Source organism: Rhodobacter sp. NSM, assembly GCF_052244495.1.
Lineage (GTDB): Bacteria > Pseudomonadota > Alphaproteobacteria > Rhodobacterales > Rhodobacteraceae > Cereibacter_A.
The window spans coordinates 142,739-167,096 of the sequence record NZ_JBQPXH010000009.1; the positions used below are offsets into that span (position 1 = coordinate 142,739).

A 24,358-nucleotide genomic window follows, 5' to 3' on the forward strand; every position below is an offset into this window, starting at 1 on the left:
GGGAGCCGCGTGGCGTGTCCGGCGCCCATCAGTCGACGGGCATGGGCCCCCGAGCCCGCCGCCCGCGATAGACCGAGCGAAGGAAGGCAGAGCCTTCGGCGTCGAGATCCGCGATGACGAGACCCAGTTCCTCACGAAGCCTGCGGCCCAGGGCGATCAGGGTCGACCGCCGCGCCGCCTCGTCGCCGTGGCGCGGCAGGATCTCGTCCTGCCAGAAATCCGCGAACCAGCCATAGTCGGCAACGCGTGCATGCGCGAAACCGTCCAGCGCAACCATCGTGCAGCCGAGTCGCGCGCCGAGGATCGCCCAGTCGCCGTTCTCGACATCGGTCCCGACCGAACACCAGATCCGCAACCGTTCGTGGTTCGCCTCGCCCGCATGCCGCAGGAGAGCTTCGGCCCGCGGCAGGTGCGGCAGCACCTCATAGGAGAGCCGGCCGCCCCCGAGGTTGAGCTTGACCCCCTCACGAAAGCCGGCGCGGAAGGCCTGCCGCGGCGAGGCGGTGACATGCACTTCGGAAATCACGCGGTTCACCTGGAAGTAGGGCACGGTCCAGCAGAAATCGACCGCCGCCTCGGACCGGCCCGCATGCTCGTGGCTGCGCAGGCCGAGAAGCGTCGCCCGCGGCCAGATCTTGACCCCGCCATTGCCGTATTCGAGGCCGTTCAGCGCATTGCGCGAACTGAAGGAAAACACGCAGCCGAGATCGCGCGGCGAGACGTCCAGCCGATCGTCGAGAAAGCCGGGATCCACGACCAGATTGTCCGCGTCGATGGTGATGACGTGGGGCGTCGAGGCGATCTCGCCCGCCCGTCGGTGGGCCGCGTCAAAGCCTCTCACGCCGTGCACCCGCCTCGCCCGCGGGACAGCCGCCGCGAGACGGGCGAAATGCGAATCGGCATTCGGCTCGTCGAAGCTGAGGAACACCACATCGCAGGCGGCGAGGTCGATCATGTCTCCCACTCTGCGCGGGTGCCGAGATGGACGATGGCGCGCGGCTGCCACTTGGCCACCAGAACCGCCCGCCGTCGCGCGAGGTAGGACAGCCAGTCGCCCTCGGCGAACGACGCGTTGGCAGCTGCATTCGGCAGCGTGTCATAGGCGAAGCCCGCCTGCCGGAGCCCACGGAAGTCCACGAGATCGACCACCAGGACCGGCACCATCTCCTGCTCGCGCGCGACATCGCGCGCGACCGGCAGAAGCGGCTCGATCCGCGGCCAGTCGAGGCCGGTCAGGTCCACGAGCATGACCGACACCGGCCTGTCCGCCCGCACCAGCCCCTCGACCACCGGGCTGTCGGCGTTGAAGGGCCAGGCGGCCGCGTCCGGCGTCAGGGCGGGCGGCTTGGAAGCCGGCTCGTCTGCCATCAGGACACCTCGCCGATCCGGCCGGGCGCCGCATGCACGAGAAGCGCGCTGAAGAGGTCGCGCCACATCGCGGAGACGATCCTCCGGTCGCGCGCGGGTGCGAGCGCCAGCGCCGCCGCACCGCGCTCCGCCCACCGATCCGGGCCCTCGGCCAAAGCCTCGGCGAGCACCTCGTCCAGCGGGCGCCGCGGATCGTGAAGGACGCCGGTCCGGCCCTGCTCCACCACGTCCCTCAGGCCCGGCAGGTCCGGCCCGAGGACGCCGCGGCCAAGCGTCTGCGCCAGCACCGCAGAGCCCGAGGTCAACGACCGGGCATAGGGCAGCGCCACGATGTCGGCTGCGGCATGGAACTGCGAGACCTGCTCGGGCGAGGCGAAGTCCGGCAAGACGGCGACCCGAGGGTCCTCGGGCGCCCCCTGCAACAGGTCGAGCGGCGCCTGCCCCGCGAGGAGCAGCCTGTCGTGGGGGCCGGCAACCCGGGAGAAGGCGGCCACCAGCGCGGCGGGCTGCTTGTAGGCCGCAAGCCGCCCCGGCAGCAGCACGACCATTCGGGCGTCCGCAAGCCCCAGTGCCGCCCGCGCCGCCTCGCGGCCGGCGACCGGATAGGCGCCTTCGTAGCCGCCGTGCGGGATGATGCGGATGCGCCCCGGCGGCAGCCGCAGGGCCTCGCGCGCGGCAACCACGGCGGGCAGCGAATGCAGATGGATGAGATCGGCCAGCAGGACGAGCCCGCTGCGCAGATCCTCCATCGCACCGGCAAGCCGGGCGTCTCGCGGCTCGAGGTTGTGGAGCGTCCAGACCACCCGGCCGCCTCGCGCGCGGAATTTGTCGAGGTCGTCGAGGAACGGCTCCGCCTTGCCCTGCAGCAGCACCGCATGTTCCCAGTGGAGGTGGAAGATCATCCGGCCTCCGGGCACGTCCGCCTGCCGATCGAGCGTCTCGGCGAGCGTGGCGGCCTGAGGCGAGAACATCGGACCCAGCCCGTCGTAGAGCAAGGTCTGATACGGGTTGGTTTCGGCGTAGTCCGGAAACCAGCAGAGGGGCACTGCACGGGCGGGCGGAAGCTCGAACATGGGCCGAGCGTCCCATGTCGCGGGCCGCTGTGCGAGGAAAATCTTTCGCCTCTGCCGTCGGTCCCGGCGCGATGCCATCTCTGGCAAAATCTTGCGTCGGGCACGGCGGCGCTTGACCGGAAAAGGCTTATGACTTCTACTTCAATTAGCCGCGACCATTGGTCACGCGATTTGAGGTGAGTCATTATGCCCAAGTGGATGCTGGGCCGGGCCCTGACGGTGTTCGGGTTGCTCGGTATCACCATGGTCGGGGCAGCCGCCCAGACCCCTGACAGCCGGACGTTCGCGACAGAGGCAGCCGCGCGCGCCTACCTGAGACAGAACCCGACCGGACCGATGGCCAAGGCGGCCTTCCTCGCGCTGGTCGAGTTCCGCCTGATGCGGACCAACCCCGGTCTTTCGCGCGAAGAGGTCATCGCAGGCTTCACCCGTGCGCCGAGCGCGCCCAAGGCCTACGCAAGGAGCGGCTCCGAGGGTCGCGAAGCGTCCAACGCCATGTACTAGGAGGACGGCCCATGCTCGGCGCGCAGCAGCGATGGCCGGTGCGGGCGGCGGTCCTGCTGGTGCTGATCTGCTCGGGCGGAGACGTGGCTGCACAGGAGGATGTGCTGCAGGGCCCGCCGCCCCGTGTCGCCATGGTGGTGGGCAACTCGGGTTATCTCAACGTGCCGCCGCTGCCCAATCCCGCCGGCGATGCCGAGCTGGTGGCCGAAAAGCTCTGGGAGTCGGGCTTCGAGGTGATCGAGACCATCGATGCGGACCGCGAGACGATGCTGGCCGACCTCGCCACCTTCCGCAGCCGCCTGCGCGAGGGCAGCGAGGCGCTGTTCTTCTACGCGGGCCATGGGGTGCAGATCGGCGGGCGGAACTATCTGCTGCCGGTCTCGGTGGCGCCCTCCTCGATCGAGGAACTCAAGGCGCAATCCGTCGATGCGCAGCTTTTCCTGGACGTGATGGCAGGGTCCGGGGCGCGGCTGAACCTCGTGCTTCTCGACGCCTGCCGGAACAACCCCTTCGTGGCGATACCCAAAGGCGACGCGACTTCCATCGAGACGCGGGCGATCTCGATCGGGGCCTCGCGCGAGGCCGTCGAGCGAGGGCTGAAGGATCTGGCCGAGGCAAGCCGCGGCGGACTTGCAGAGATGTCGGCCGGCCGGGGAGAGACCCTGATCAGCTTCGCCACGGCGCCCGGGACCGTCGCCTTCGACGGCAGCGGGCGGCACAGTCCCTATACGACGTCGCTGGCGGCCAGCATCGACGAGCCCGGCCTCGAGATCGTCGACCTCTTCCGGAGGGTGCGGGGCGAAGTGCGCGAAGTCACCGAGGGCCAGCAGATCGCCTGGACCACGAGCACGCTGGAGAGCCGCTTCTACTTCAAGCCCGCGATCGACGACCTTCGCCTCGCCACGACGGGCATGGGCACCGATTCCGACACGCTGGGCGAATTGCCGCCGCGCCGCGTGGTCGACCGCACGTTCTGGCGCTCGATCCGCGACACGTCCCGGCTGGATGCCTTTGCCGCCTATGTGCGCACCATGCCCGGCGGCGCCTTCGTGGAAGAGGCGAAGGCCAGGATCCGCGAGTTGGGTGGCGACCCGGATGCGATCCTCGTTTCGGACACGTCCCTGCCGCAACCCACCCGCGGCTTGGTCATGGCCGACGCTTCGGCGCGTGCGGACCTCGTGGCCACGCTGGACCGGGCGCCGACCTCGGTCCCGATCGGGACAGGGTCCGCGCCCGTGAGCGACGGCCCCGCCACGGATGCCTGGGTTCATGTGGACGCGGCGCCGAGGCTCGGCACGGTGACCGTCGGGGACGACCGGCTGGGAGCAGGATCGGTGCGCTGGATGACGGCGGGAGAGCGGCTCGACTACCTGCCGGGCATCGGCTCGAACGGCGGGATGGACGGATTTGCCGCAATGACCCTGCGCGAGGGCGGCGCGACCGAACCGCTGAACGTGGCGGTAGAGACCTATGTCGACGCCTGCGACATGCTTGCGGGGAATCCCTACGACAGCCAGCGCGTTACGGCGGGCACGCGCCAGTTCATCCTCGACCGCAATTTCGATGCGGCCATTGCCGTCTGCGAGATCGCGGTGGAACGCCATCCCGAGGTCGTCCGCTTCTGGGCGCAGCTGGCCCGCGGCTACCGGGCCGCCGGCCGCTACGACGAGGCACTGCACTGGCAGCAGAAGGCGGTCGATGCCGGCTATGCTTCGGCCATGGTCTATCTCGGGCAGATGTATCTCGATGGACAGGCCGTGCCGCGCGACTATGCCAGGGCCAGGCAGCTCTTCGATGCAGCCAACGGCCGGGGCGAGACGGCCGCGCTGACGGCGCTCGCCTGGATCTACCGGGCGGGCGTCGGGGTGCCGGAGGACCTCGGGATCGCCCTCGACTACTATCGACAGGCTGCAGCGCGCGGCAACGACTGGGCGATGGCGAACCTGGGCGAGTTCTACCAGAAGGGCCTGGGCGTCCCGCGCGACCCTGCCGAAGCCGTGCGCTGGTATACTGCCGGCGCCAAGAGCGGCGAACTGACGGCCCAGACCCGCCTCGCCCGCATGTACCAGACCGGCGACGGCATCCCCCGCGACTATGGGCAGGCGCGCCTCTGGTTCGAGACGGCGGCCGGCCGCGGCGTGCCGAATGCGCTGACCCGACTTGGCGTCATGTATGAAGAACGTCAGGGAACCGAGCGGAACCTCGAGAGCGCGGCACGCCTCTACACCCGCGCGGCGCGCGAGGGCGATGCCGAGGCCATCTATCGGCTCGGCAGGCTCGAAGCCTCGACAGAGCCGCTGTTCGACCACCCGGAGCGCGCCGCGGACCTGCTGCAGAAGGCGCTCGCCGCGCGCGTGAGCGGCGCCGCGCGCGAACTCGGGAGACTTCACGAGGCCGGCCGGGGCGTACCGAAGGATCTGGCCCGCGCCCGCGATCTCTACGTCCGGGACGCCGGGCAGAACCCCTGGGCCGCGCGCGACGCGGCCCGAGCCTTTGCTTCCGATGACGGAGCGGCACCGGATATGGCCGAGGCTGCTCGCTGGTATCGCCGGGCGGCGGACGGTGGAGTTCCCTGGGCCGCGATCGACCTTGGGCGCCTCCACGAGACAGGCCACGGGGTGGCCACGGATCGCATCGAGGCGCTGACACTCTACGCCTCGGCCGCCCGGATGGGCGACGACCCCAGGGCCCGCGAGGCGGCGGAGCGTGCGGCAGCCAACTATTCGGCAGACGAGCGCGCGCGCGCGGCTCAGGTCCTGCTGGGGCGCCTCGGCATGGACGTGGGCGTCGCGGACGGCCGGATCGGCCCCGCCACACGTGCGGCGCTGGACGCAGCCTTCGCCGCGCACGGGCGTCCTTCACCGGGCGGCCGGATCGACTTCGACACGCTGGCCGAGCTTTCGGCGATGGTTGAGGAGAGAACGCCATGAGACGGACCCATCCTGCCGCCGCGGCACTCGCGGCCCTCTTTCTTTCGGGCTGCGCGGAAATGGCGGCACGCACCGTTCCCGCCGAGGCCGAGCTGACCCGGCTGCAGGCGCTCGGCTTCACCACCGCCGCAACCTCCCGGTCGGGGCTGCAGGTGCTGCGCTACTCGGGACCGGTCACGGCCGCCGTCGCCTGCCGTTCGGCGGCAGGTTCCTCCTACGACACGCCGCCAACGGCGCGGGTCCGGGGCGACGGTGCCCGGCAGAGGATCGAGCTTGACGCGTATCTGATGCTGAACCCCGGCGCGGACGGCCAGCTGGCCCCCGGCGAGCGCGACGGGATCTACGTGGTCACGATCGTGACCCTCGCAGGCGGGCGCGCCTCGACCGAGTCCGTCTCTTTCGGTCCCGGAGGCAGCGGCACCTTCCGCTCGGGCATGACCTGCCGCCCCACCTGAGGTGAGCGTCGTTCGCCTCGACATCTGCCTGCTGGCCGACCTGCGCGTGGGCGACATCGCAGCACCCTGCCATGCCGCGGCAGCAGCCGCTCTCGCCGCGGCCGGATACAGGCTGGGCGTGCTGCCCGTCGCTCCGGCGGGCGTGGCGGCCGATCCCTACCGCATGGATCCGGTTCATGCGCATCTGTTCGCCACGGGCGCGGCAACGCGCCTTGCACCGGGCGTGTCGGTCGATTGCGCGCTGGCGCTCTGCCTCGACGCGCGCCTGTTTCACGACGGGCTCCGGTTGCACAGCCGCATCCGGGCGCAGCACCGGATCGTGACGGTCGAGCGTCCGGCCGCCCTTGCCGCCCTCCCGCGCCGGCAGCTCGATCGGCTGGCAGAGACCGCGGCCACGGCCTTGGGAGGAGCACCGGTCTGGGCGCCGACCTCGCTCATAGCGCGCGAGGCGCTTTGCCATGTCGTGCCCGACTGGAGGCTTACGCCCGACACCTGGGCCCCGGTGGCGCCCGAGTTCGGCGAGGTTCCGGATCGGCCGGGCGAGCGGGCCCGGCCCGTGATCGGCAGCGCCCGCATCGCCCGGTCGAGGCCCGTCCTGCGGCCCGACCGCATGTCGGCACCCCTCCCCCTCTGGCGATTGCGTCTGCCGCCAGATGTCCCGCGGCCCGCATGGCCGCGCGCCGCGCCGGTCGAGGTCTGGCCCGACGACCGGATCGCGTTCTCGCGGTTCCTGTCGCTCGTGGACATCCTCGCCAATCCGGACGAAGCCGATCACGACCCCTGTCCCGTCGAGGCGCTTCTGGCACTTCGGGCAGGCACCGTTCCTTACCTGCCGGCGGACTGTCGCTCCGCTTTCGGCGCGGCGGCGCTCTATGGCCGCCTTGACGATCTGCCCCGAAGGGCACTGGACCTGCATGCAGACCGGGGCCTTGCCGCGGATCTGCTTGCGGCGGCAAGGGATGCCCTCGCAGGTCCTTTCTCTCCCCGGACATTCGTAGCCCGCGTGCGGGAGGTGACAGGCCCTCCACGGGCGGACAGCTTCGCGCCGGCAGTGCTCGCACGCCCCCGCAAGCGCGTGCTCTTCCTGTCGACGAACGGCGTCGGCATGGGTCATCTCACCCGGCAACTCGCCATCGCGCGGCGCCTGCCGGCGTGGGTGGAACCCGTTTTCCTCAGCCATTCCCAGGCGGTGGACGTGGTGCGTGGCTGGGGCTTCCCGGCCGAGCACCTGCCCTACCATGCAGCCTATGGTCAGGCCCGCGCCCACTGGAACGCAGGTCTCGCCGAGACGCTGGCCGCTGCCTTCGGCTTCTGGCAGCCCTCCGCGCTGGTCTTCGACGGCAACGTCCCGTTCATGGGTCTGATCGCCGCCCTCGATGCTGCCCCCGAGATCGCCCGCATCTGGATCCGACGCGGCTTCTGGGGCATCGGCCGGGATCCCGAGGCACTCGACCGCAGCGGATTCTTCGACCTGATCATCGAGCCCGGCGATCCTGCCTCCGCGCTCGACGACGGGCCGACGGCGGCGCGCCGCGCCGAGGCCCTGCACGTGGCGCCGATCCGCCTGCTCGACGCGTCCGCGATGCGCAGCCGCGAGGCCGCCTGCGCGTCTCTCGGCCTCAATCCTCACGATGTCAACGTGCTCGTGGCGCCCGGCTCGGGCAACAACTTCGCCACCGGAAGCCTCGCGGCGCGGGCGCTGTCGCGACTGGGAGGCAGGCCGGGGATCGGCGTCGCGGTCGCGCGCTGGATGATTGCCCGGCACGAGCACGACCTGCCGCCGGGTATCGCCGCGATGACCGGCTATCCTTTCGCCCGTGACCTTTGCGCCTTCGACTTCGCCCTGGCAGCCGCCGGCTACAACAGCTTCGTCGAGCATCTCGAGCGGGCGCTGCCCACGATCTGGACACCCAACGAACATGCCGAACAGGATCGGCAGCTTCTGCGGGCCCGCTGGGCCGAAGATCGCGGGCTTGGCCTCGTGCTGCGGGTGAGCGAGGACATGCAGCTTGGTCGGGCGCTGGAGCGGATGCTCGACCCGCAGGAGCGCGAGGCCATGCGTGCCGAGGGCGCGGCGACCGCCGCCACTCTGGCCGCAGTCAACGGCGCCGGCGAGGCGGCAGGCGCGATCGCCTCGCTCTGCGGAACGGCTGTCGCGCGCTCAGGTCTGGCCATCCGCGGGGGTGCGGGCTGCGCCGAAGTGCTGGCTCCCGTCTAGGCCCTGGCACGACAGGGATCTGCCGAGCGGATGGCAAGGCCACGCAAGCCTCCTCGGCGCCGGCCTGACAGCCCCGGATGACCGAAGCGGGTCGCGTGGCTATGCCGGCGGCCCGCGGATGAGATCCCAGGCCGCGAGAACCATCGTCGCCGCGACCACGAGGCCGAGATCGAGCCGCGGAACCTTGGCAACAAGGATGCCGAGGAAGGCCGCAAGCACGAGAAGCGCGAAGAGGGGCAACAGGCGTCGGCTCATCGGATGTCCTCCTGTGCGGTGCGGGAGAGGCGGTCGCCGAGCCAGCGCGCCGTCCGAAGCAGCCGCGCATCGCCGCCGCGGGGGCCGACCAGCTGCGCACCCATCGGCATGCCGGCGGAAGAGGTAAAGACCGGCAGGGTGATCGCGGGCAGGCCGCAGAGCGTCCAGAGCCCGTTGAAGATCGCGTCGCCTGTGGTCTCGCGACCCGGCGCGGGACCGGGCGCGGCAGGGCAGAGAATGGCGTCGCAGCGGTGGAACACCGGCCCGAGGGCAGTCGCCAGATCCCCGCGGGCAGCCAGAGCCCGGAGATAGCTGGCTGCCGGAATGGCAGCGCCTTCCTCGATCGCGGCGCTGAGAAGGGGCGAGAGCGTCGCGCCTCGCGCCAGATCGCGGTAGTGGTGGGCCATCTCGGCCAGGTTGATCAGGCGCCGGAGGTCGGATGCCTCCTGGAAGATCGCCGGCAACTCCATGGCGAGGCAGTCGCGACCGAGGACATCGGCCAGTTCCTGAATCGCCAGGCGCATTTCCTCGGTGGCCGCATCCCAGCCCGGCGGGCGGACGAAGGCAAGCGTCGGCACGACAGGCGGCTGGGCCGAGGCGGTCTCGAAAATGCGCGGCGCCGGCTGCGGTTCGGTCGCCGGATCGGCGGGATCGTGTCCTGCCAGCGCATCGGCCAGCAGCGCCACATCGGCGACGGAGCGGCCGAAGACGCCCATCGTGTCGAGGCTCGGGGACTGGCTGAGAACGCCCGTCCGCGGGATCAGGCCGAAGCTCGGCTTGAAGCCGGTGATGCCGCAGAAGGCGGCGGGGCGGATCACCGATCCGCCGGTCTGCGTGCCGATGGCGAGGGGCACCATTCCGTCCGCGACCGCCGCCGCCGAACCCGAGGAGGACCCGCCCGGAGTGCAGGCCGGGTCGTGCGGGTTGCGCGTGGCGGGCGGTTCCAGAAAGGCGGCCTCGGCGGTCGCGGTCTTGCCGATCAGGATCGCCCCCGCGGCCCGCAGACGGGCCGCAACGAAGGCATCCGCCTGCGCGACCCGGCCAGCGCCCGCAAGTCCGCTTCCCGTGGGCATCCCCTTCACGTCGATCACGTCCTTCACCCCGACCGGCAGCCCGTGCAGCGGGCCGATCGCCGCACCGCTCTGCCGCCGTGCATCGAGGGCGCGGGCCTGCGCCAGCGCATGGTCGCCATCGAGGAAGGCCCAGGCGCGCACCTCCGGCTCGCGCGCGGCAATCCGGGAGAGGCAGGCCTCGACCAGTTCGACCGCCCGGAGCGAGCCCGAAGCGAGACGTTCCCTCAGGTCGATGGCCGGAAGCGCGAGCAGCGCCCCCTTCGGATCAGCGTGCCCCATAGACGAACTCCGGTAGCGCGAAAACGATCTGCGGGAAGATGTACATGAGCACCATGCAGGCGAAGACCATGCCCACATAGGGCATAGACCCCGCGAAGATCTGCGTGAGCCGAACCTGCGGCGGCGCGATGCCCTTCAGGTAATAGGCCGACATGGCCATGGGCGGTGTCAGGAACGAGGTCTGCAGGTTCAGCGCCACCAGCACGCCGAAGAACAGCGGGTCAATGTCGAAGATCCGCAGGAGCGGCAGGAAGATCGGTACGAAGATGATGATGATCTCGGACCATTCCAGCGGCCAGCCGAGAACGAAGATGATGATCTGCGCGAGGATCAGGAACTGCACCGGCGTCAGGTTCAGCCCGCCCACGAAATCCGCGATGAGCTGCTCGCCCCCGAGGTAGGAGAAGACTGCCGAGAAGGTGTAGGAGCCGACGAAGAGCCAGCAGACCATCGCCGTCGTGCGCACGGTGAGATAGACGCTCTCGCGCAGGCGGTCGAAGGTCATCGCGCGATAGGCCACGGCAAGGAGCATCCCGCCGAGCGCGCCGATCGAGGCGGCCTCGGTCGGCGTCGCCAGCCCGAAGAGGATCGAGCCCAGCACGGCAAGGATCAGCACCGCGAGCGGGAAGAACGAGGTGAGCAGCATGAGGAAGAGCTTGCCCCCCGGCACGTCTGGCACCTCGTCCTTCGAGGGCCGCGGCGCGACGCTCGGTTGCAGGATCGAGCGGCCGACGATGTAGACGAGGTAGAGGCCGACGAGCGTGAGGCCCGGCAGGAGCGCCGCGGCATAGAGCCGGACGATCGAGACGCCAGAGGCCGCGGCATAGACGATGAGCATGATCGAGGGCGGGATCAGGATGCCGAGCGTGCCGCCCGCGCAGATGATGCCCGCGGCGAAGGAATGGTCGTAGCGCGCGCGCAGCATCGCGGGCAGCGCAAGCAGCCCCATCAGCGTCACCACGGCCCCCACGATGCCCGTGGCCGTCGCGAAGAGCGCGCAGGTCACCAGCGCCGCCACCCCCATCGAGCCGGGGATGTTCTTCGAGGCGATGTTGAGCGTGGTGAACAGCCGGTCGACGATGTTCGCCCGCTCGACGATATAGCCCATGAAGAGGAAGAGCGGGATCGCCGTCAGCACCTCGTTCGACATCACCGTGTAGGTCTGGTTGATGAAGAGGTCGAAGATCCGGTTGTTGAAGAACCCCTCGAGCCAGGTCGTGGCCGAGGTCCAGCCGTCGGCCTCCTCGCCCAGCCGGTTGAAGGCCCGCCACATGCGGCTTGCGTCGAAATAGGCGTAGTAGCCGAAGCCTATTCCGAGGGCCATGAGCGTGAAGGCGATGGGAAAGCCGAGGAAGACGAGCGAGATGAAGATGCCCAGCATGAGAAGGGCGACTTGGGGGTCGGTCACTCGGCCGTCTCCTGGGTGAAAGGCTGGAACGCGGGCAGGACGGAGTGGCTGCCGGGGCACGGACCTTGAGGCGCCTGGCTGCGCCACGCGCCCGGTCCCTCCCGTTGCAAGGAAGCGCAGGTCATGTCGATTCTCCTCCATGGCTGCGCACGAGCGCCGCCTCGGTCTCCTCCACGTCCTCCTCGCCCGAAAGCCAGTAGCCGTCGCGCAGGCAGAGGATGCAGCGGCACACCTGCGCCAGTCCCTGAATGAAGAGGAGGATGCCGGCAGCCACCAGCACCGACTTGAACTGGTAGATCGGGATGCCGGCGGGGCTGTTCACGCTCACCTCGCCATAGCCCCAGGACCGGGCGGAGTATTTCCAGCCCGACAGGATCAGCGCGGTGATGCCCGGAAAGAAGAAGAGGATGTAGAGCACGAGATCCACCGTGGCCTGCGTCCGCGGGCGCCACATGCGGTAGAGAAAGTCGCCGCGCACATGTCCGTTGCGCGACAGCGTGTAGGCGCCGCCCATCATGAAGAGCGTGCCGTACATGATGAAGGAGACGTCGAGCGACCAGGGCGTCGGCGCGTTGAAGACGTAGCGCACGAGGACCTCGTAGCTGACGCCCAGCGTCATGAGGAGCACGAGCCAGCCGAAGGCATGGCCGAAGGCCGCCGAGAGCCGGTCGGCGAAGCGGATGAAGGCGTGCATGGGATCTCCCGCAGGAAGAGGCCCCGGAACGTCTCCCGGGGCCGGATCGCATCAAAGCTGAAGCTTGCCGGGGAAATGGTGCTCGTAGGCAAGGCCGAGATCGGCCGCGTTCATCAGCTCGTAGTAGCTCACCTGTTCCACCCAGGCGCGCTGGCTGTCGAGGACCTTCTTGAAGAACTCGTCGGTCTCGAGGTCGGTGATCAGCTTGTCCCAGGCCTCGAGCTGGCCTGCGAGGATCTCCTTCGGGGTCCGGTGGACCGCCACCCCGTTCTCCGAGGCGAGCGTCGCGAGATCGGCCGAATACTGGCGCAGCGCCAGCGCCGTGTTCGAGGTCGAGGCGGCCTCGACCGCATATTTCAGGATCGCCTGGAGATCCGGCTCCAGATCCTCGTAGAAGTCGCGGTTGAAGGTGTATTCGAAGCTCTCGGACGCCTGATGATAGGACGAGAGGTAGTAGTTCTTCGCCACGTCCTGCGCGCCGAAGCGCATGTCCGACGAGGGGTTGTTGAACTCGAAGGCGTCGATCACGCCGCGCTCCATCGCGGGCACGATCTCGCCCCCCGGAAGCTGCGCCACCGACATGCCCATCGCCTGCAGCAGGTCCGCGGCAAGGCCCACGGTCCGGTACTTGAAGCCCTGAATGTCGGCCACGCCGCCCACTTCGGTCTTGAACCAGCCGAAGGGCTGCGCGGGCATCGGGAAGCCGTAGAAGCCCACGATGTTCATGCCGAGGATGTCCTGGGTGAGCTCGCGGTAGAGGTCCTGCCCGCCGCCCTGGTAGAACCAGCTGAGCATCGTCGTGGCCGAGCCGCCGAAGACGGGCCCGGTGCCGAAGAACGAGGCCGCTTTCGACTTGCCGTACCAGTAGGCCGACACCGAATGCGAGGCGTCGATCACGCCGTCGTGCACCGCATCCATCACCTGGAAGGCGCCGACCACGGCCCCGGCCGGCAGCAGGTCCACCTTCAGCCTGCCCCCCGACATTTCCTCGACGCGGGTCACGTATTCGCGGGCGAAATCCATCCAGATGTCCGAGGCCGGCCAGGATGTCTGCATCTTCATAACCAACGGGGCCTGAGCCAGAACGGCCGGAGCCGCCAGGACAGAACCCGCCGCCGCACCACCGGCCAAGGCACCGGTACGCAGGAACGAGCGACGCGAATACGCCGCCTTCTTCTCGAGAGCCGTCATGTCTTTCCTCCCAGTTGGCCGCGCCCTCCCAAGCGCAGCCCCCGAAGTGTTGCCCGCAAGGAGCGACATTTCAACAATTTCCGGCCGGCGTTGCCGATAGGGATGAGATGACGCTACGGAAGGCCCCGCGTCGGCGCCGGCGAGCCGCGACGGCGGCGGACAGGACTCATCTTCTGGTTGCGGCGCGGGCAGGGTCCGCTTTCGGAGCAAGCTCGCCCCGGCGTTTTACTGATGGCGCAACGCCTCGATCGGATCAAGCCGCGCCGCCCGGCGGGCCGGAAAGAAGCCGAACAGGACCCCGACGAGGGCAGAGAAGCCGAAGGCCATCAGCACGACCAGCGGATCCGGCGTGAAGGGAATGAGCATGTAGCGCGAGGCCACGAGCGCCAGCCCCAGTCCCAGCGCAATCCCGATCATGCCGCCGAGCACGGACAGGACGACCGCCTCGACGAGGAACTGGGTCAGCACCTGCCCGGCGGTGGCCCCAACGGCAAGACGGATGCCGATCTCGCGCGTCCGCTCGGTGACCGAGACCAGCATGATGTTCATGATCCCGATGCCGCCGACGAGCAGGCTGACCGCCGCCACCGAAGACAGCAGCCCCGCCAGGACCGTATTGATGGAGGTCAGCATCGAGGCGATCTCCTTCATGTCGGTGACCGAGAAATTCTCCTCGTCCCCCGGCCCGATGCGGCGCCGCTCTCGCATCAGCGCGCTGATCTCGCGGATGCCGCGCGTGGACGACACGCCCTCGTCAAGCGCGATGGACATGCCCGAGACATCCTGATCCCCCTCCAGCCGCCGCTGAACGGTGCGGATCGGCATGAGGACCAGATCGTCCTGATCCTGCCCGAAGGACCCCGCGCCCTTTGCCTTCAGGACGCCCACCACCGTGCAGGAGATCGACTTGATCCGCACCGTGCGGTCAAGCGGGTCGGCGGCCCCGAAGAGCTTCTGGCGCACCGTCTCGCCGAGGATGCAGGCGGCCGCCCCCTGCCGCTCTTCCGCGAGGGTGAAGGCCCGCCCGCGGGCGAGCACCCAGTTCGAGACGGTGAGATAGTCGCTCGTCGAGCCGGTGATCGAGGTAGTGGCGTTCGCATTGCCGTAGACCACCGTCTGCGACGAAGAGGTGTTGGGTGCGACGGCACGGATCACCGGCAGCTCCTGCAAGGCCTCGACATCGCGCAGCGTGAAGGCGGGCGAGGTGTCGCGCACCCCCGGACCCATCATCCGCTTGCCGGGCCGCAGGATCAGCACATTGGTCCCGAGGCTCGCCACATTGGCCGAAACCTGCGCCGAAGAGCCCTGCCCCACCGTCACCATGGCGATGACGGCGGCCACCCCGATCACGACGCCGAGCACGGTCAGGAACGAGCGGAGCTTGTTCCTGACGATGGCGATGAAGGCGAGGCGGACCGTTTCCCAGAGCATCTCAGGCCCTCGCCCGCACGGGCTCGTCGCGCGCGACGCGGCCGTCGATGAAGACCACGAGCCGGCCTGCATAGGCCGCAATGTCCTCCTCGTGCGTGACCATCACGATGGTGATCCCTTCCCGGTTCAGCGCCTGCATCAGCTGCATGATCTCGTGCGACCTGTGGCTGTCGAGGTTGCCCGTGGGCTCGTCGGCGAGGATCACCATGGGTTCGCCCGCCAGCGCCCGCGCGATGGCGACCCGCTGCTGCTGGCCTCCCGAGAGTTGGGAGGGATCGTGATGCTCGCGTCCCGCCAGGCCCACGCGCGCGAGTGCGGCCCTCGCCTTCTCCACCCGCTCGGCGCGCGGCAACCCCTTGTAGATCAGCGGCAGCTCGACATTCTCGAGCGCCGTCGTGCGTGAAAGCAGATTGAAGCCCTGGAAGACGAAGCCCAGGAAATGCCGGCGCAGCAGCGCCCGCCCGTCGCGATCGAGGTCCGAGACATCCGTGCCCTCGAACAGGTAGCGGCCCGAACTGGGGCGGTCGAGGCAGCCGATGATGTTCATCGCCGTGGACTTGCCCGACCCCGAGGGCCCCATGATGGCCACGAACTCGCCCCGCTCGATCCGCAGGTCGACGCCGTCGAGAGCGCGCACCTCGGCCTCTCCCTCGCCGTAGATGCGGCTGATGCGATCGAGTTCGATCAACGGCGTCCGGGTCATCAGCCGGACTCGCGCTGGTCGGTGATGACGGCGTCTCCCTCGGCAAGATCGCCGCCGCGGATCTCGGTCCGCCGGCCGTCAGTCTCGCCGGTTTCGACGGGCACCGACACCGGCGCACCGCCGCGCAGCACCCAGAGGGTCGGCCCCTCCGGATCGGCCTGCTCTTCGGACCGCCCCGGTGGCCGCGGCATGATGAGGCCGAGAAGGCCTCCGCCGCGATTGCCGGTCGAGCCTCCGGTGGCGGTGGCGGCCGGCGGGGCGAAGCGCAGCGCCGCGTTCGGCACGAGAAGCGCATCCGACACGTCGGCCACGGTGATCGTCGCCGTGGCAGTCATGCCGGGGCGAAGCAGCCGGTCGGCGTTGTCCACCGACAGAATGGCCTTGTACGTCACGACCCCGTCCGTCGTCTCGGGTGCGTAGCGCACCTGCACGATCTCGGCCTTGAAGCTCCGCGACGCATAGGCATCGACCTTGAAGGTCGCGCGGTTGCCGACGCGGACACGGCCGATATCGGCTTCGTCGATGTCGACGCGCAGCTCCATCCGGTCCAGATCCTCGGCCAGCGTGAAGAGGACCGGCGTGTTCAGCGACGAGGCCACGATCTGTCCGGTCTCTGCCGCACGGTCCAGCACGATCCCCTTGATCGGCGAGCGGATGACCGATTTCGCCAGATCCACCCGTTGCACCTCGAGGTTGGCCTCGGCCAGCGTCAGGTCGGCGGCGGCGATCCTCACATCGGCCTCGGCACGCTGGTGGGCGGCCTCGGTGGCGACAAGGTCGAGATGCGAGCCGACGCCGCGCTTGTCGAGCGCCGCGCTCGAGGCATAGTTCTCGGCCGCCTCTCGGGCGGTGGCCTTCGCCTGTTCGAGCCGCCCTTCGGCCGCCGCGAGCGAGGCCTCGGCATTCGCGACCTGCGCCGAGAGTCGGGTGTCGTCGAGACGGGCGAGCGCCTGGCCGATCTCGACCTCGTCGTTGTAGTCCACCTCGACCGCGGCGATCGTGCCGGAGAGCTCCGACGAGACCTCGACCTGCGTCGTCGGCTGGACCGTGCCCGTGGCGGTGACCGTCACGATCAGCCCGCCACGGCCGACGGGCTCGGTCACATATGTCACCGCGGGCTCCCCCCCGCGCCGAGAGAGCCACACCGCACCGGCGGCGGCCAGCAGTGCCACGAGCAGCAGCGGCCAGAGCCACCGTCGCCGCCGGCTGCGCCGGTCGAGGATGCGGGCTATTTCGTCGCTTCGGTCAGTCATCGTTCCTTCCCTAGCGGCACTCGCCGCCTACCGGCCCCATGCATAGGGCAGCCGGGTCTTGAACGGTTTGCGCCAGATCATCCGTCGGCCGGTCGCCCGATTGCCTGCCTCAGCCGCAGAGCGAGCAGATGCGCCGAACGGCAAGCTCGTAGCCCTCGACCCCGAAACCCGCGAGCACCCCGTCGGCGCGGAGGCTGACATAGGAGTGATGCCGGAAGCTCTCCCGCTTGTGCACGTTCGAGATGTGGCACTCGATCACCGGCCCGTCGAAGGCATGGAGCGCGTCGAGGATGGCGACGGAGGTGTGGGTATAGGCGCCGGGATTGATGACGATGCCGCAGGCCGACTGCCGCGCCTCGTGGATCTGGTCGACGATGACGCCCTCGTGGTTCGACTGGAACAGGCGGACCGAGAAGCCCCGTTCGGCCGCAAGGGCCGTGCAGCGCCGCTCGACGTCGGCCAGCGTGTCGCTGCCGTAGATCTCGGGCTGGCGCTGGCCGAGCAGGTTCAGGTTGGGGCCGTTCAGGATGTAGATCGTCTTCGTCATGCGTCCTCCGTCGGACCGGGCGCCTGGCCCGACCTGCCGGAGATATGCCCTTCCTCTGGTCGCCTTTCCAGTGCGTCGCACTGCCCGCACGGCCTTGGCAAAGGACGGCGGGCCTCCGGGCGCGTCGCGGGGCCGGCATCGCCATGCGTGATGGCGTGCTTCAGCAATAGGCATTTGGTGCCAGCAAGGTGCGGGTCTAGTCTCGGCGCGACAGGAGGTGCCCCGTGACATACGAGCTTGCCATCGGCGATCGTGCCTATTCCAGTTGGAGCCTGCGCGGCTGGCTTCTCTTCGATGCCTTCGGCATCCCCGTCCGCGTAAGTCGGGCGCGGCTCTACACCGACGAGCTTCCCGCGCTTCTCGCAAAGTTCCCGTCAGCCCGCACGGTGCCGGTGATGAGGACGCCTGCGGGCACGGTCGTGGCGGAAAGCCTTGCCATCGCCGAGGAACTCGCTTCTCGCCATCCCGACGCCGGCCTGTGGCCCGCCGATCCCGAGCACCGCGCGGTGGCGCGGACGCTGGCCGCGGAAATGCATGCAGGCTTTTCGGCGCTGCGCAGCCACTGCCCGATGAACCTTCGCATCAGTTATCACGACTGCGCCCCGCCTCCGGAGGTGGTGTCCGATCTCGACCGGCTCGAGACCGTCTGGGCAGACGCGCGCGCGCGCTGCGGCGGATCCGGCCTCTGGCTCTGCGGCGACTACAGCGCGGCGGATGCCTTCTTCTCTCCCGTAGCCGCGCGGATCGCAGGATACGGGCTGAGCGTGGGGGCGGAGGCCGCGGCCTATGTCGCCGCTCACCTGGCCCATCCCTCCTTCCGCCGCTGGCGCGCGATGGGTCTCGTGGACGGCGCCGACCAGGACGTCTACCGGCGATCCTGGCCGCAGCGGCCCTGGCCGGGCCCCGCCCCGCTCGCAGCCCGGCCTGTCGCCGAAGGTCAGGCAGAGAACGCCGCCTGCCCCTATTCCGGCAAGCCGGTAACGGACCTGATGGAGGTCGAGGGGCGGATCTTCGGCTTCTGCAACTCCTTCTGCCGCGACAAGACCGTTGCCGACCCGGAGGCGTGGCCGGCCTTCATGGCGCTGCTCCGCACCTGACAGAAGAGGCAGGACCTCCGCGTGGCCGATCGTCTGCGGCCGGCTTCGTGCCGCCACTGATCGGGCCATGCGCCAAGTGGGAAGGACGGTGCGCCCGCAAGGGGCGGTGCCGCGAGGGGCCGAGCCTCCATTGTCCGCACACCGACCGCCCGCCCGGCATTCCGATCCTGCACGCTGCGGCGGCATCGCGTGATCCCGTCGCCCGAGTTCCGGTCAGTTCGACACATTTTCCGCTCCTCGTCCGAGCGGTTGCGCCGCATGGAACCACGATCCGGAAAGGAGCACGACTGCAGCATCGGAAATCCCGGTGCGTCCCGACCGCCCGGGCTGGCCTTGGGCACGGCACTTGCAGAACCGGTGGCGAAGGCAACTGACGGACTCGACCGACCGGGAGTGTGATGACGTGAAGATGCTGGTCTATCCCGGGCAGATGGGTCCGGTGCCCGAAAACCGTCTCGAGTTCGTGCGGAAGATCCGCCATGCACTCAGCCTGCGTGGCTGCGCCGTGGCGCTCGAGGATGCGCATGCGGCGTGGAGCGCCTATTCCGCTTCGGCCGGCTGGCCATGGGTCCGCGTGCCGGAAGACACCTATGAGGTCCTGTCGCGCATCCGCCCGCATCTGTCCCGGAGTTGAGAGGCGGCGTCCCCGCCGCCCCACCGCCTCAGGGGCGCAGGATCGTCGCCCCGGTCGTGCGGCGACCCTCCAGCGCACGATGGGCCTCGGCAGCATCCTTCAGGGCGAATGATTGGCCGATGTGCGGAACCAGCCGCCCCTCGGCGACCATGGCGAAAAGATCCGCCGCCCGCTCCTCGAGTTCCTGCCGCGTCGCGACGTAGTGGAAGAGCGATGGCCGGTTCGCCGTGAAGCTGCCCGACGCCAGGTCCGAGAAGCGGAACTCGTCCAGCGGCCCCGAGGACTGGCCGAAGCAGACGAAGCTGCCGCGGGGACGCAGGCTTTTCAGCGATCCGCACCAGGTGGTGCGGCCGACCGAGTCGTAGACCACGTCGCAGCCGCGCCCGCCGGTGATCTCGCGCACCGCCTCGGCAAAATCCGCGGCCGAATAGTCGATGACGTGCTCGTAGCCGTTCTGCTTCGCGAGCTCGGTCTTCTCGGGGCCTCCGGCCGTGCCGATGGTAACGGCTCCCTTCGCCTTAAGCCACTGGCCGAGAAGCTGGCCCACACCACCCGCCGCGGCATGGACGAGGACGTGATGCCCCGCCTCGACCCGGAAGCTGGAGTGGATGAGGTAATGCGCGGTCAGGCCCTTCAGCATGATCGAGGCCGCGACCTCGTCGGACACGCCCTCGGGCAGCCTCACCACCCGGTCGGCGGGCAGGACGCGGGCCGTGCGGCAGGCCCCGTTGGGCGTTGTGTAGGCCACGCGGTCGCCTGGGGCAAAGCCGGTCACCCCCTCGCCCAGCTCCTCGATGACGCCCGCGGCCTCGCCGCCGGGGATGAGCTCTTCGCCCGGCCAGGGATAGAGGCCCGAGCGGAAGTAGCAGTCGATGAAGTTGAGCCCAACGGCGGTCTGGCGCAGGCGCACCTCGCCGGGACCGGGACGGCCTGCCGGCCGCTCGGCCCATTCGAGCACCTCGGGTCCGCCCGGACGGGCGGCGATGATTGCGAAGTCGGTCATGGTTCCACCTGGAAGGCTGCATCGACGGGCACCTGAAGGGCCGTCACGAGCTGGTTGGTCTGGGCCGCCATGCCGAGCACGGCGAGGAACTCGGCCTCCTGCGCCTCGGTCAGGCCCCTGGCGCGGGCGGCGGCGGTGTGGGAATGGACGCAGTAGGAGCAGCCGTTCGTCGCCGAGACGGCGATGTAGAGCAGCTCCTTCGTCAGCGGATCGAGCGCACCCGGCGCCATCACCTGCTTCAGCCGGTTCCAGGTGCTTTCCAGAAGCTCGGGCTGGCTGGCCAGCGCACGCCAGAAGTTGTTGATGAAATCGGTCTTCCGCGTCGCGCGGATGTCGGCGAAGACGGCTGCGACACGCGGATCGCGGTCGGCCTCCTCGTCGGTCAGCAGCCGGACTGTGGCCATGGGGTCCTCGGGTTGGGCCGGCCCCGAAGGGCCGGGGTCTCGTCAGATCAGCGCGATGACGCGGGCCGGACCGCCGGAGCCGCCACGGTGCTTGGGCGCGCCGACGACGAGAGTAGCACCGGTGGCGGGCAGCTTGTCCAGATTGGCCAGGCACTCGATGCCGAAGCGGCCCGAGGGCAGCCAGGCGTAATGGGTGGCGAAATCCGGCGACATGCCGTGGTCGAGCGAGAGCGTATCCACCCCGATCGAGCCCGCCTGCGTCTCGAGCAGCATCTGCGCCGCCTCGACGTGGAAGCCGGGATAATGGCCCATGTCGTCGGCCCCTGCGTTGCGGTAGCGTTCCGTCGTGACGTGCTTGCCCCAGCCCGAGTGCATCGCGACGCAGGCGTTGGCCGGGATCTCGCCATGCTCGGAGATCCAGGCCTTGAGGTCGTCCGGCGTCAGCTGCGCATCCGGGTTCTCTTCAGCCTTGGCGGCGATGTCCACGATGCAGAGCGGCACCACAAGGTTGCCCACCGGGATCTCGGCCACGCTCATCCCGTCGGCCGAGAAATGCAGCGGCGCGTCGATATGGGTGCCCGTATGCTCGTTCACCCGGAACTCGGCCAGATTGAACTTGTGCTCGGCGTAGTTGAACTTCTGGTCGAAGAAGAACTGCTGCTCGCCGAAGAAGGTCGGGAAGCCCTCGTGCAGCTCATGGGTCAGGTCCTCGACGGACTGGTGCCCCTGCGCCAGCGCGGCCGGAGCCTGAAACACCGCCCCCGCAGCCGCCATCCCGGCCGCACCGCGGAAGAGGCCGCGGCGCGAGAGCATCCGCTCCTTGACGGCATTGGTCACGCAGATGTCGCACATAAGGTTCCCTCCAGTTGCTTGTTTTATGAGAGGGCCAGCCTGCCCGAGATGCACGACCTGTCAAGCTTCCCGGCGCCCGTCGGGATGCAATTTCCTCGCGCCGCGCGGGCTGCCTTCTGCATGTGCAAAGTCTCGTGAACGCCTTGTCCCGCCCGTCGCGGCACTAGATGGGGCATCGAGCGCCCGGAAAAACGAGAGCAGACACCATGCTGACCGCGGAAATCCTGGCACGGATCCAGTTCGCGTTTACCGTGTCGTTCCACATCATCTTCCCCGCCTTCTCGATCGGGCTGGCAAGCTACCTCGCCGTGCTGAATGCCCTCTGGCTGCGGACACGGGACGAGAGCTACCTCACGCTCTTCAACCACTGGAAGAAGATCTTTGCCGTCGCCTTCGGGATGGGCGTCGTCTCGGGGATCGTCATGTCCTACCAGTTCGGCACCAACTGGGCGGTCTTCTCGGACCGGGCCGGGCCGGTGGTGGGCCCGCTCATGGCCTACGAGGTGCTGACCGCCTTCTTCCTCGAGGCGGGCTTCCTCGGGATCATGCTCTTCGGGCGCAAACGCGTGGGCGACGGGCTGCACATGCTGGCCACCGCGATGGTCGCCATCGGCACGCTCATCTCGGCCACCTGGATCCTTGCGGTGAACAGCTGGATGCACACGCCCGCAGGCTTCTCGATGGGCGAGAACGGCCAGTTCCTGCCCGAGGACTGGTGGGCGATCATCTTCAACCCCTCCTTCCCCTACCGGCTCGTCCACATGGTGCTGGCGGCCTACCTGACCACCGCGCTCGTGGTGGCGGGGACGGCGGGCTACCATCTGCTGCGCGACCGGACCAACCCCGCCACGCGGCGCATGTTCTCGATGGCGACCGGCATGATCCTCGTCGTGGCTCCGATCCAGATCCTCGCGGGCGACATGCACGGGCTGAACACGCTCGAGCATCAGCCGGTGAAGGTCATGGCGATGGAGGGCCATTTCGAAAGCCACCCCGAGGGCGCGCCGCTGATCCTCTTCGGCCTGCCCGACCAGGAGGCGCAGGAGATGCGCTGGTCGGTCGAGATCCCCAAGCTCTCGAGCCTGATCCTGAAGCACTCGCTGAACGCCCCGCTTGACGGGCTCGACGGGGTGCCGCGCGACGAGCAGCCCCCGGTGGCCATCGTCTTCTGGTCGTTCCGCGTGATGGTGACGCTCGGGATGCTGATGCTGGGCCTTGGCCTCTGGTCGCTCTGGGCCCGCTTTCGCGGCCGGCTCTACGACTGGCCGGCACTTCACCGCACGGCGCTTGCGATGGGGCCGGCGGGCTTCGTCGCCGTGCTGGCGGGCTGGATCACGACCGAGGTCGGCCGCCAGCCCTGGACCGTCTACGGGCATCTGCGCACCTCCGACAGCCTCTCGCCGCTCGATGCCTCGGCGGTGGGCACGTCGCTCGTGGCCTTCATCGTGGTCTATTTCTTCGTCTTCGGCGCGGGCACCTTCTATCTGCTGCGCATGATGTCGATGCGGCCGGGGACCGAGCGCATGGGTCTGCGCGACGGGCCGATCCGCACGGCGGGCCTCACGCCCGGCCTGCACGAGGACCCGCGCGAGAGGAGCGACTGACATGCTGGGACTGGAGCTTTCCTTCATCTGGGCCGGGATCATCGCCTTCGCCGTGCTGGTCTACGTGATCCTCGACGGGTTCGACCTCGGCGTGGGGATCCTCTTTCCCTTCGCCAAGGACGAACGCGAGCGGGACGTGATGATGAACTCCGTGGCCCCGATCTGGGACGGGAACGAGACCTGGCTCGTGCTGGGCGGCGGCGGGCTCTTCGCGGTCTTCCCGCTGGCCTATGCCGTCGTCATGCCCGCGCTCTACGTTCCCGTCGTGGGCATGCTGCTCGCGCTGGTCTTCCGGGGAGTGGCCTTCGAATACCGCTGGCGGACGGTGCGCTGGAAGCGGCTCTGGGACTGGGCCTTTTTCGGCGGATCGCTGGTGGCGGCGTTGATGCAGGGGATCGCGCTCGGGGCGCTGGTGCAGGGGATCGAGGTCGAGAACCGTGCCTATGCAGGCGGCTGGTTCGACTGGCTTACGCCCTTCTCGATCCTCTCCGGCGTGGCGGTCGCCACCGGCTATGCGCTTCTGGGCGCCACCTGGTGCAACATGAAACTCGAAGGCCGCGTGCAGGAGCACATGCGCCGCCTCGCCCGGCCGCTGTCCCTCGCGACGCTGGGATTCCTCGGACTGGTCAGTATCTTCACGCCTCTGCAGGATGCCGTCTATGCCGAACGGTGGTTCCGATGGCCGACGATGGTCTGGTCGCTCGCGGTGCCGGTGCTGGTGGCGCTGGTGGCTCTCCGGCTCTGGCGCGGGCTCGAGAGAGGCGACGACTACGCCCCCTTCCTCTGCGCGCTCGGCCTCTTCGTGCTGGCCTTCGTCGGAATCGGGATCAGCTTCTATCCGATGATGGTCCCGCCGGAACTCACCATCGTCGAGGCGGCGGCGCCGGGTGAAAGCCTGCTCTTCACCCTCTTCGGCACACTCGTGCTGGTGCCGATCATCCTTGCCTATACGGCCTATACCTACTGGGTGTTCCGCGGGAAGATCGATGCAGACGAGGGCTACCACTGATGCGAAGGATCGGCTGGTTCCTCCTGCTCTGGCTGGCAGGGGTGGCCACGGTCTCGGCAGTGGCGCTGGCGATCCGGTCTGTCCTGCTCTAGCGGCCCGTCCATTCGGCTTCGTCGATAAGCCGGTGCCGACGGTCGTGGATCCGTCGGGGACGGAGCCCGCCACGCTCAAGCATCATCGTCCGCTTCGCCGGCTCGGCCCGAAAGCCATCGCCCGTCGAGACGAGGATAATCGGGCTCAAGACGGCGCGAAAGGGCGCGAACCTTCTGACCGGTGTCGGCATCGGTCGGTCGGCTCGTCGGGCTGGACAGAGGCGGGGAAGGATCAATCCGTGACGTGCGGAAAGCGCGCGGGCATGGATGATCTATCGTAT

At 69.1% G+C, this 24,358-nt stretch carries 24 protein-coding genes; 9 read left to right on the top strand and 15 right to left on the bottom strand.

What is annotated here, in order from left to right; translation table 11 throughout:
- Positions 1–28 precede the first annotated feature (28 nt).
- The 3 genes from ACTVZP_RS16770 to ACTVZP_RS16780 are packed head-to-tail and all read right to left on the bottom strand — an operon-like array spanning position 29 to position 2,441.
- A complete protein-coding gene (locus ACTVZP_RS16770; protein ID WP_443213308.1) occupies positions 29–955 on the bottom strand; it encodes a hypothetical protein in 927 nt (308 codons plus the stop codon).
- Positions 952–1,368 (bottom strand): hypothetical protein, encoded by a 417-nt coding sequence (locus ACTVZP_RS16775; protein WP_443213309.1) that lies wholly within the window; start codon positions 1,366–1,368, stop codon positions 952–954. Before ACTVZP_RS16775 ends, ACTVZP_RS16770 begins: the two co-directional genes overlap by 4 nt.
- Positions 1,368–2,441 carry a glycosyltransferase gene (locus tag ACTVZP_RS16780; RefSeq protein ID WP_443213310.1) on the bottom strand — a complete coding sequence of 358 codons (1,074 nt, stop codon included), beginning with the start codon at positions 2,439–2,441 and terminating at the stop codon, positions 1,368–1,370. The genes ACTVZP_RS16775 and ACTVZP_RS16780 overlap by 1 nt, the downstream gene beginning before the upstream one ends.
- 186 nt (positions 2,442–2,627) lie before the next feature.
- Between ACTVZP_RS16780 and ACTVZP_RS16785 the strand changes: the two genes are divergently transcribed.
- The 4 genes from ACTVZP_RS16785 to ACTVZP_RS16800 are packed head-to-tail and all read left to right on the top strand — an operon-like array spanning position 2,628 to position 8,548.
- Entirely contained in the window at positions 2,628–2,945 is a 318-nt protein-coding gene (locus ACTVZP_RS16785; RefSeq protein ID WP_443213311.1) for a hypothetical protein, read from the top strand.
- A gap of 11 nt (positions 2,946–2,956) precedes the next feature.
- Positions 2,957–5,875, top strand: coding sequence for a caspase family protein (locus ACTVZP_RS16790; RefSeq protein ID WP_443213312.1), 2,919 nt, complete (start codon positions 2,957–2,959; stop codon positions 5,873–5,875).
- Positions 5,872–6,330 carry a pyruvate/2-oxoglutarate dehydrogenase complex gene (locus tag ACTVZP_RS16795; protein ID WP_443213313.1) on the top strand — a complete coding sequence of 153 codons (459 nt, stop codon included), beginning with the start codon at positions 5,872–5,874 and terminating at the stop codon, positions 6,328–6,330. The genes ACTVZP_RS16790 and ACTVZP_RS16795 overlap by 4 nt, the downstream gene beginning before the upstream one ends.
- A gap of 1 nt (position 6,331) precedes the next feature.
- Positions 6,332–8,548 carry an antifreeze protein gene (locus tag ACTVZP_RS16800; RefSeq protein WP_443213314.1) on the top strand — a complete coding sequence of 739 codons (2,217 nt, stop codon included), beginning with the start codon at positions 6,332–6,334 and terminating at the stop codon, positions 8,546–8,548.
- A gap of 99 nt (positions 8,549–8,647) precedes the next feature.
- On the opposite strand, the gene ACTVZP_RS16805 is transcribed toward ACTVZP_RS16800, so the two are convergent.
- The 9 genes from ACTVZP_RS16805 to aroQ form a co-directional block, all read right to left on the bottom strand.
- Positions 8,648–8,803, bottom strand: coding sequence for a hypothetical protein (locus tag ACTVZP_RS16805; RefSeq protein ID WP_443213315.1), 156 nt, complete (start codon positions 8,801–8,803; stop codon positions 8,648–8,650).
- Positions 8,800–10,155, bottom strand: coding sequence for an amidase (locus ACTVZP_RS16810; RefSeq protein ID WP_443213316.1), 1,356 nt, complete (start codon positions 10,153–10,155; stop codon positions 8,800–8,802). Before ACTVZP_RS16810 ends, ACTVZP_RS16805 begins: the two co-directional genes overlap by 4 nt.
- Positions 10,142–11,563 carry a TRAP transporter large permease gene (locus ACTVZP_RS16815; RefSeq protein WP_443213317.1) on the bottom strand — a complete coding sequence of 474 codons (1,422 nt, stop codon included), beginning with the start codon at positions 11,561–11,563 and terminating at the stop codon, positions 10,142–10,144. Before ACTVZP_RS16815 ends, ACTVZP_RS16810 begins: the two co-directional genes overlap by 14 nt.
- A gap of 121 nt (positions 11,564–11,684) precedes the next feature.
- Positions 11,685–12,257: a TRAP transporter small permease subunit gene (locus ACTVZP_RS16820; RefSeq protein ID WP_443213318.1), complete on the bottom strand. Its 573-nt coding sequence runs from the start codon at positions 12,255–12,257 to the stop codon at positions 11,685–11,687.
- Between the two features lie 51 nt (positions 12,258–12,308).
- Positions 12,309–13,448 (bottom strand): TRAP transporter substrate-binding protein, encoded by a 1,140-nt coding sequence (locus ACTVZP_RS16825; RefSeq protein WP_443213319.1) that lies wholly within the window; start codon positions 13,446–13,448, stop codon positions 12,309–12,311.
- A gap of 225 nt (positions 13,449–13,673) precedes the next feature.
- Entirely contained in the window at positions 13,674–14,879 is a 1,206-nt protein-coding gene (locus tag ACTVZP_RS16830) for an ABC transporter permease (protein WP_443213320.1), read from the bottom strand.
- A 1-nt stretch (position 14,880) separates the two neighbouring features.
- Positions 14,881–15,582, bottom strand: a complete 702-nt coding sequence (locus tag ACTVZP_RS16835) for an ABC transporter ATP-binding protein (protein WP_443213321.1) — start codon at positions 15,580–15,582, stop codon at positions 14,881–14,883.
- A complete protein-coding gene (locus ACTVZP_RS16840; protein ID WP_443213322.1) occupies positions 15,582–16,835 on the bottom strand; it encodes an efflux RND transporter periplasmic adaptor subunit in 1,254 nt (417 codons plus the stop codon). Before ACTVZP_RS16840 ends, ACTVZP_RS16835 begins: the two co-directional genes overlap by 1 nt.
- 109 nt (positions 16,836–16,944) lie before the next feature.
- Positions 16,945–17,382, bottom strand: coding sequence for a type II 3-dehydroquinate dehydratase (gene aroQ / locus ACTVZP_RS16845; RefSeq protein WP_443213323.1), 438 nt, complete (start codon positions 17,380–17,382; stop codon positions 16,945–16,947).
- 224 nt (positions 17,383–17,606) lie between these two features.
- On the opposite strand from aroQ, the gene ACTVZP_RS16850 reads away from it, so the two are divergent.
- Together ACTVZP_RS16850 and ACTVZP_RS16855 are read left to right on the top strand one after the other, a co-directional pair.
- The gene (locus ACTVZP_RS16850) at positions 17,607–18,479 is read left to right on the top strand and encodes a glutathione S-transferase (protein WP_443213324.1); all 873 of its coding nucleotides are present in this window, start codon (positions 17,607–17,609) and stop codon (positions 18,477–18,479) included.
- Positions 18,480–18,888: 409 nt separating this feature from the next.
- Complete coding sequence (locus tag ACTVZP_RS16855; RefSeq protein ID WP_443213325.1) at positions 18,889–19,113, top strand: hypothetical protein; 225 nt, start codon at positions 18,889–18,891, stop codon at positions 19,111–19,113.
- A gap of 28 nt (positions 19,114–19,141) precedes the next feature.
- Here ACTVZP_RS16855 and ACTVZP_RS16860 read toward each other — a convergent pair whose 3' ends face one another.
- The 3 genes from ACTVZP_RS16860 to ACTVZP_RS16870 are packed head-to-tail and all read right to left on the bottom strand — an operon-like array spanning position 19,142 to position 21,372.
- Positions 19,142–20,116 (bottom strand): quinone oxidoreductase family protein, encoded by a 975-nt coding sequence (locus ACTVZP_RS16860; RefSeq protein WP_443213326.1) that lies wholly within the window; start codon positions 20,114–20,116, stop codon positions 19,142–19,144.
- Positions 20,113–20,520, bottom strand: a complete 408-nt coding sequence (locus ACTVZP_RS16865) for a carboxymuconolactone decarboxylase family protein (RefSeq protein ID WP_443213327.1) — start codon at positions 20,518–20,520, stop codon at positions 20,113–20,115. Before ACTVZP_RS16865 ends, ACTVZP_RS16860 begins: the two co-directional genes overlap by 4 nt.
- A gap of 42 nt (positions 20,521–20,562) precedes the next feature.
- The gene (locus ACTVZP_RS16870; protein ID WP_443213328.1) at positions 20,563–21,372 is read right to left on the bottom strand and encodes a cyclase family protein; all 810 of its coding nucleotides are present in this window, start codon (positions 21,370–21,372) and stop codon (positions 20,563–20,565) included.
- Positions 21,373–21,578: 206 nt separating this feature from the next.
- Between ACTVZP_RS16870 and ACTVZP_RS16875 the strand changes: the two genes are divergently transcribed.
- From ACTVZP_RS16875 to ACTVZP_RS16885, 3 genes are read left to right on the top strand one after another with little or no spacing between them, the layout of a single operon-like run.
- Positions 21,579–22,976, top strand: a complete 1,398-nt coding sequence (locus tag ACTVZP_RS16875) for a cytochrome ubiquinol oxidase subunit I (RefSeq protein ID WP_443213329.1) — start codon at positions 21,579–21,581, stop codon at positions 22,974–22,976.
- 1 nt (position 22,977) lies between these two features.
- Positions 22,978–23,985 carry a cytochrome d ubiquinol oxidase subunit II gene (gene cydB / locus ACTVZP_RS16880; RefSeq protein WP_443213330.1) on the top strand — a complete coding sequence of 336 codons (1,008 nt, stop codon included), beginning with the start codon at positions 22,978–22,980 and terminating at the stop codon, positions 23,983–23,985.
- Positions 23,985–24,077, top strand: coding sequence for a DUF2474 domain-containing protein (locus tag ACTVZP_RS16885; protein ID WP_443213331.1), 93 nt, complete (start codon positions 23,985–23,987; stop codon positions 24,075–24,077). Before cydB ends, ACTVZP_RS16885 begins: the two co-directional genes overlap by 1 nt.
- Positions 24,078–24,358 lie beyond the last annotated feature (281 nt).